Source organism: Agromyces sp. P1_H4 (assembly GCF_056405255.1).
The window spans coordinates 1-6,197 of sequence record NZ_JBFUCL010000227.1; the positions used below are offsets into that span (position 1 = coordinate 1).

A 6,197-nucleotide genomic window follows, 5' to 3' on the forward strand; every position below is an offset into this window, starting at 1 on the left:
GCTCATGCTCGCGTCGGTCTCGGCCTACCTCGTCGGCGTCATCTACTTCACGCCCGAGCTGCGGGACCCGGGCATCCCGGTGCTCCTCACCGGCATGGTGCTCATCGGGGGCGTCGTGGTGCTCACCGTCGTCGTGCTGCGCGCCCTCCTGCGGCAGGCGAGCGTGCTCAGGTCCGACCTGGAGGACGTGATCTGATGGCGATCGTCGTGCGCATCGACGTGCAACTGGCCAAGCACAAGATGAGCGTCGGCGAGTTCGCCGAGCGCGTGGGGCTCACTCCGGCGAACATCGCCGTGCTCAAGAACGGCCGCGCGAAGGCCGTGCGGTTCAGCACGCTCGACGCGATGTGCCGGGTGCTCGAATGCCAGCCGGGCGACCTGCTCGAATGGGTCGACGAACCACCCGAAGCACCCGCGGTCCAGGCGTGAGCCTCGGGGTCAGTCGGCGCGTTCGAGCTGACCGATCTCCGCGCCGTCAGCACCTTCGACGGTCATGGTCGAACCCGAGATGGTGGCCTGGCTGAGTCCGGCGAGCCACGTGTCGACGTCCTCGCAGGCCTTCTGCGTCGAGGCCACCGAGCCGAAGTACACGATGTCGTCGTCTTCGACCTTCCATTCGCCCGAGAGCTGGTTGCAGCCGTCCGTGCCGGTCAGCTTCCCACCCTCATCGAGGGTCAGCGACGGGGCATCCGCACCGCTTGATTCGGACCACGTGCCGACGGCATCGACGGAGTCGTCACCCGAGGCCGCGCACCCCGTGAGCGCGAGGGCGGACAACACCATGAATGCGGCGAGAGTCGCTCGTTTCCCAGACATGCTCGCAGCATAGCCCGCAGCCCTCGCGTGGCGGCAGATGCCCGCGGGCGGAAGTCACGCCGGCCGGAGCAGGCCGTCTGCTTCGATCGCCGACCGCGAGAGCACGCGATATCCCTCCTCCTCGAAGAACACGGTGATGCGGTCGGGTTCGATGCTCATCACCCGGCCCTCGCCCCATGACGTGTGACGCACCTGCTGGTCCAGCGCGAACGACGCAGTGGCATCGGTGGCGTCGTCGGCGTCGGCCTGCTCCTCATACGCGGTGCCGCGGTCGCACGTGTCGCAGTTCCCGCACGGTGCGACCGCCTCCGCGCCGAAGTACTCGAGGATGACGGCGCGGCGGCAGCGGGTCGTCTCGGCGTAGGCACGGACCATGGCGCGCCGCGACTCGTCGATCCGGCTCCGTCGCTCGACGAGGTCGTCGACGATCTCCCGCGCCCGTTCCGGGGTGAGCGAACCGCGCGCGGCCACGCCACCGCGACCGGATCGGGCCGCGCCGCCCTCGACCAGCATGTTCACGATCGTGGTGACGGCGCGCAGGGGCAGTCGGAGCTCATCGGCCAGCGCGCGTACCTCGACGGGCCGGGGCGCTGCCGCGAGGGCTGCGGCGACGGATGCCACGCGTTCCGCCCTCGGCCTGCCCGACGCGAAGTACGCCCGCAGGCCGAGATCCTCCGGCCGGTAGTGCAGCACGGCGGATGCCGGTCGCCCGTCGCGCCCGGAGCGACCGACCTCCTGGTAGTAGGCGTCCAGCGACTCGGGGATGGCCGCGTGCACCACGAACCGCACGTTCGGCTTGTCGACGCCCATCCCGAACGCGCTCGTCGCGACCACGACGTCGAAGCCCGACGGGCCGTCGGCGAGGAACGCCTCGTGCACCTCCTGTCGCGCCCGCGCGGCCATCCCGCCGTGGTACGCCGCCGTGCGCAGCCCCTCCTCGCGGAGGCGGTCGGCCAGCCGCTCGGTGTCCTTGCGCGTGGCGACGTAGAGCAGGCCGGGCTTCTCGGCCGTGACCACGGACCGCAGGACGGCCTCCTCCTTCTCGCGCGCCTGCTCGTGGCGCTCCACCGCGAGGTGGATGCCGGGGCGATCGAAGCCGCCAACCAGGATGCGCGGCTCGCGCATGCCCAGCCGCTCGACGATCTCCTCGCGGACCGGCGCGGAGCCGGTCGCCGTCAGCCCCAGCACGCGGGGGTGGCCGAGCGCCCGGATCACCGCGCCGAGGCCGAGGTAGTCGGGCCTGAAGTCGTGTCCCCATGACGAGACGCAGTGCGCCTCGTCGATCACCACGAGCGACACGCCCGCATCGGCGAGCGAGGCGACGACCTCGGGCTTCGCCAGCTGCTCGGGAGCGAGGAAGAGGAACTCGACCTCGCCGTTGCGCACCGCCTCCCACGCGTCGGCGTTCGCGCCCGCGGCCCGGCTGGAGTTCACCGCGACGGCCTCGCCCTCGCCCTCGGCTTCGGTGATCTGGCGGACCTGGTCGACCTGCAGCGCGATGAGCGGCGACACGATGAGCGTCGGCCCGTCGAGCAGGTGCGCCGCCACCTGGTAGATGGCCGACTTGCCATAGCCGGTCGGCATCACGGCCAGCACGTCGCGCCCAGCGACGACCGCCTCGATGGCCTCGGCCTGACCCGGCTTCAGCCCGCTCCATCCGTAGACCGTGGACGCGACCGCGTCCATCCGCTGCCGGAGTTCCACCATGTCGACGTCGATCCCGTTCATCGGACTCATCGCACCACATGCGGCGCGCGCCCGCGGCATCCATCCACACCCCTTGACACCGGGACGCACTGCGACGCGCGACGACGCGCGCGTTCACATCCGACGCACAGCGGGCGTCGAGGAATAGCCTGACCCCAGCAACGCACCTCGACGTCGCCCTCAGAAAGGACAGTTCATGTCTTCGCCACAGTCCAATACGGTCTTCGCCGCGTTCTCGCTGGATTCAGCCGAACTGTCGAAGTCCGCGATCAACACGGTGCGCACGGCGCTTGGCGTCAGCGGCGCCGTCGCCCTCATCGTCGGCATCCTGATCACGTTCTGGCCGAAGAACTCGCTGCTCGTGATCACGGTGATCCTCGGCATCTACTTCATCATCGCCGGCATCGCCTACGCGGGCCTCGGCATCTTCTCGAAGGGGATCTCCGGGGGCGCGAGAGCGCTCGACATCATCCTCGGCGTGCTCTTCGTCATCGGCGGCGTCATCGCGCTCGCCAACGTGCAGGCCACGGCCGAGGTGCTCGCCGTGTTCTTCGGCATCCTCATCGGAATCCTGTGGATCGTCGAGGGCATCGTCACCCTCGTGCAGTCGGGCGATGCCCCGTCGCGCGGCTGGGCGATCTTCTTCGGCATCCTCAGCGTGGTCGCCGGCATCGTGCTGCTCTTCTCGCCGCTGTGGGGCGCGATCGTGCTCTTCATCATCGCGGGCATCAGCCTGATCGTGCTCGGCATCGTGCAGATCGTGCGCGCGTTCACGTTCGGCCGCGGCGCCACGACTGCCGCGTAGCATCCGGCGCACCTGCCGACGACGAAGGCCGGTCCGAAGCGTTCAGCGCTTCGCGACCGGCCTTCGCGTGTGCAGGGACGACTCAGTCTTCGCGGACGAAGCCCGACGTGTCGCCGACGTACCGGGTGTGCTCCGCGGGGATCGGATCGACGGCGGCCGCGGCCACCTCGGCGGCGAACTCGGACACGTTGTACAGGCGACCGGCGTCCTCCTTGCGCGCCGCGATGGCGCCGGGGTTCGCCCGCTCGAGCAGGGTCGCCGTGATCGTGCCCTCGATCATGTCGCCCGACACGACCACGAACTCGACGCCGGATGCCTCGAACTCGGGCATCTTCGCCCGCAGGGCGTCCTCGCCTGCGCGCTTCGAGAGGGCGACGGGCTCGTACTCGGGCATGGTGGGGGTCGTGCGGATGAAGTGGGCCTGGTGGCTCGTGACGAAGACCACACGGGCCCCCTCGGCGAGGTGGGACCGCGCGCCCTCGACGACGTTGACCTGTGCGTCGCGGTTCAGGCGCATGGCGTAGTCCTCACCCATGCCCGTCTCCATGCCGCCGGAGGCATTCAGCACCAGGATGTCGATCGGGCCGAGCTCGGCGACGGTGCGCTCGAACATCGCCGCGACCGAGGCGGGGTCGGTGAGGTCGGCGCCGACCGCGATCGCCCGACCACCGGCATCCGTGATCTCGGCGACGAGCTTCTCGGCACGCGGCGCCTTGCTGCGGTAGTTTACGACCACGCCCGCGCCCGCGCCCGCGAGGTAGCGGGCGGTGTCGGCCCCGATGCCGCGCGAGGACCCCGTGACGAGGGCGACGCGACCGTCGAGCGATCCGGGGGCGAGTGGGTTGGTCACGGCGGGACTCCTCGTGGCTCTTGGAACGGACTCTCGGGTCCTGGCGATGCGCCGAACCGAGACTATCAACTCCCCCGCGGCGGCATCCGCCCTGATAGTTTCGAAGGGGGCGCGTGCGAAGGAGACCGAATGGATGTGCTGACCCAGTACGCGTGGATCGTCTGGCTGGTGCTCATCCTCGTCTTCGCGACGATCGAGGTCTTCACGCTCGAGATGACGTTCCTCATGCTCGCGCTCGGCAGCGTCGCGGGCCTGCTGTCCGGCCTCTTCGGCATCCCGTGGTGGGCGCAGTTCATCATCGCCGCCGTCGTGGCGGTGGCGCTCATCCTGACCCTGCGGCCACCGCTCCTGCGCATGCTGCGTCGGGGCGGCGACCCGGCTCGGAGCAACATCGACGCCCTCATCGGCGCCGAGGGCAGCGTCGTGCGCACCCTGGGCCCCGCGGGCGGGCAGGTCCGGTTGCAGAACGGGGAGACCTGGACGGCGCGGCTCTCCCCCATCACCGAGCAGGCCGACGTGGCGGTGGGCGAGCGCGTGCTCGTCACCGGCATCGATGGCGCGACGGCCGTCGTCGTGCCCGTTGAGAGGAGCACCCCGCAGTGAACGGAATCGAGGTGAGCTCGATCATCGGCGTGGTGATCGTCGCCGCCATCACCATCTTCGTCATCGTGGTGCTCGCCCGGTCGATCCGCATCATCCCGCAGGCGTATTCGGGCGTCGTCGAACGGCTCGGCCGGTACCACAAGACCCTCATGCCGGGCCTGAACATCCTGATCCCCTTCATCGACCGGCTCCGGCCGCTCGTCGACATGCGCGAGACGGTCGTGTCCTTCCCTCCGCAGCCCGTGATCACCGAGGACAACCTCGTCGTTTCGATCGACACCGTCGTGTACTTCCAGGTCACGGATGCCAGGGCGGCGACCTACGAGATCGCGAACTACCTCGGGGCGGTCGAGCAGCTCACCACCACCACCCTCCGCAACGTCGTCGGCGGCCTCAACCTCGAGGAGGCGCTCACCAGCCGAGACAACATCAACGGACAGCTCAGGGTCGTGCTCGACGAGGCGACCGGCAAGTGGGGCATCCGCGTCTCCCGCGTCGAGTTGAAGGCGATCGACCCGCCCCATTCCATCCAGGACTCGATGGAGAAGCAGATGCGCGCCGAGCGCGATCGTCGTGCGCTCATCCTCACCGCAGAGGGCACGAAGCAGTCGCAGATCCTCACCGCGGAGGGTGCGCGCCAGGCCGCGATCCTGCAGGCCGAGGGCGATGCCAAGGCCGCGGTCCTCCGCGCGCAGGGCGAGGCGGAGGCGATCCTCACCGTCTTCGACGCCATCCACAAGGGCGACCCCGACCCCAAGCTGTTGGGCTACCAGTACCTGCAGATGCTGCCGCAGCTGGCCGAGGGGCCCGCCAACAAGCTCTGGATCGTCCCGAGCGAGCTCACCGAGGCGTTGAAGGGCATCGGCAAGGCCTTCACTCCCCCGGCCGCCCCCTCGACGGATGCCACGAGCGCGACGCCGGTCGACGGCGCACCGTCGACCGGCGAACCGCCCGCCGCCCGTCCCTGACCCGTGGCCTCGACCTACTTCGACCCGCCTGGGCCGCGCGTGCTCGCGCACCGGGGACTCGCGATCGATGTGCCCGAGAACTCACTCCTCGCCTTCGGCAAGGCCGCCGAGGCCGGCGCCGCCTATGTCGAGACCGACGTGCACGTGTCGTTCGACGGTGTGGCGGTGATCGCACACGACCCCACGCTGAAACGCGTCGCCGGGCGGGACGTGCCGGTCGCGAAGCTGACCATGGGCGAGTTGCGCCGGATCGACCTCGGACACGGGCAGGGCTTCTGCTCGCTCGAAGAGGCGCTCGACGGCTTCCGCGACGTGCGGTTCAACATCGACGTCAAGGCGGAGGGCGCGGTGCCCGCCACGGTCGCCGCCGTGCGCCGCACGACGGCCGCACGGCGCGTCCTGCTCACGAGCTTCTCCGATGCGCGCCGACGCAGACTCGGTGCGCTGG

Annotated in this window: 9 protein-coding genes; 6 read left to right on the plus strand and 3 right to left on the minus strand. The window is 70.0% G+C overall.

Annotated features, from left to right (window positions below; translation table 11 throughout):
* Both AC1DY2_RS13475 and AC1DY2_RS13480 read left to right on the plus strand, forming a co-directional pair.
* On the plus strand, nt 1-196 hold a 196-nt coding region (locus tag AC1DY2_RS13475; RefSeq protein WP_476762897.1), incomplete at its 5' end, for a DUF2975 domain-containing protein.
* Nucleotides 196-429, plus strand: a complete 234-nt coding sequence (locus AC1DY2_RS13480; RefSeq protein ID WP_476762898.1) for a helix-turn-helix domain-containing protein — start codon at nt 196-198, stop codon at nt 427-429. The genes AC1DY2_RS13475 and AC1DY2_RS13480, both read left to right, overlap by 1 nt.
* 9 nt (nt 430-438) lie before the next feature.
* On the opposite strand, the gene AC1DY2_RS13485 is transcribed toward AC1DY2_RS13480, so the two are convergent.
* Nucleotides 439-816: an META domain-containing protein gene (locus AC1DY2_RS13485; protein WP_476762899.1), complete on the minus strand. Its 378-nt coding sequence runs from the start codon at nt 814-816 to the stop codon at nt 439-441.
* A 54-nt stretch (nt 817-870) separates the two neighbouring features.
* Nucleotides 871-2,544: a RecQ family ATP-dependent DNA helicase gene (locus AC1DY2_RS13490; protein WP_476762900.1), complete on the minus strand. Its 1,674-nt coding sequence runs from the start codon at nt 2,542-2,544 to the stop codon at nt 871-873.
* Between the two features lie 175 nt (nt 2,545-2,719).
* On the opposite strand from AC1DY2_RS13490, the gene AC1DY2_RS13495 reads away from it, so the two are divergent.
* Complete coding sequence (locus tag AC1DY2_RS13495) at nt 2,720-3,328, plus strand: HdeD family acid-resistance protein (protein ID WP_476762901.1); 609 nt, start codon at nt 2,720-2,722, stop codon at nt 3,326-3,328.
* Between the two features lie 82 nt (nt 3,329-3,410).
* On the opposite strand, the gene AC1DY2_RS13500 is transcribed toward AC1DY2_RS13495, so the two are convergent.
* Nucleotides 3,411-4,178: an SDR family oxidoreductase gene (locus AC1DY2_RS13500; protein ID WP_476762902.1), complete on the minus strand. Its 768-nt coding sequence runs from the start codon at nt 4,176-4,178 to the stop codon at nt 3,411-3,413.
* A 129-nt stretch (nt 4,179-4,307) separates the two neighbouring features.
* On the opposite strand from AC1DY2_RS13500, the gene AC1DY2_RS13505 reads away from it, so the two are divergent.
* From AC1DY2_RS13505 to AC1DY2_RS13515, 3 genes are all read left to right on the plus strand, one after another.
* On the plus strand, nt 4,308-4,781 hold the full coding sequence (locus tag AC1DY2_RS13505; protein ID WP_159605505.1) for an NfeD family protein: 474 nt from the start codon (nt 4,308-4,310) through the stop codon (nt 4,779-4,781).
* The gene (locus tag AC1DY2_RS13510) at nt 4,778-5,749 is read left to right on the plus strand and encodes an SPFH domain-containing protein (protein ID WP_476762903.1); all 972 of its coding nucleotides are present in this window, start codon (nt 4,778-4,780) and stop codon (nt 5,747-5,749) included. Before AC1DY2_RS13505 ends, AC1DY2_RS13510 begins: the two co-directional genes overlap by 4 nt.
* Before the next feature lie 3 nt (nt 5,750-5,752).
* Nucleotides 5,753-6,197 (plus strand): glycerophosphodiester phosphodiesterase (locus tag AC1DY2_RS13515; protein ID WP_476762904.1); only part of this gene is annotated, 445 nt, incomplete at its 3' end.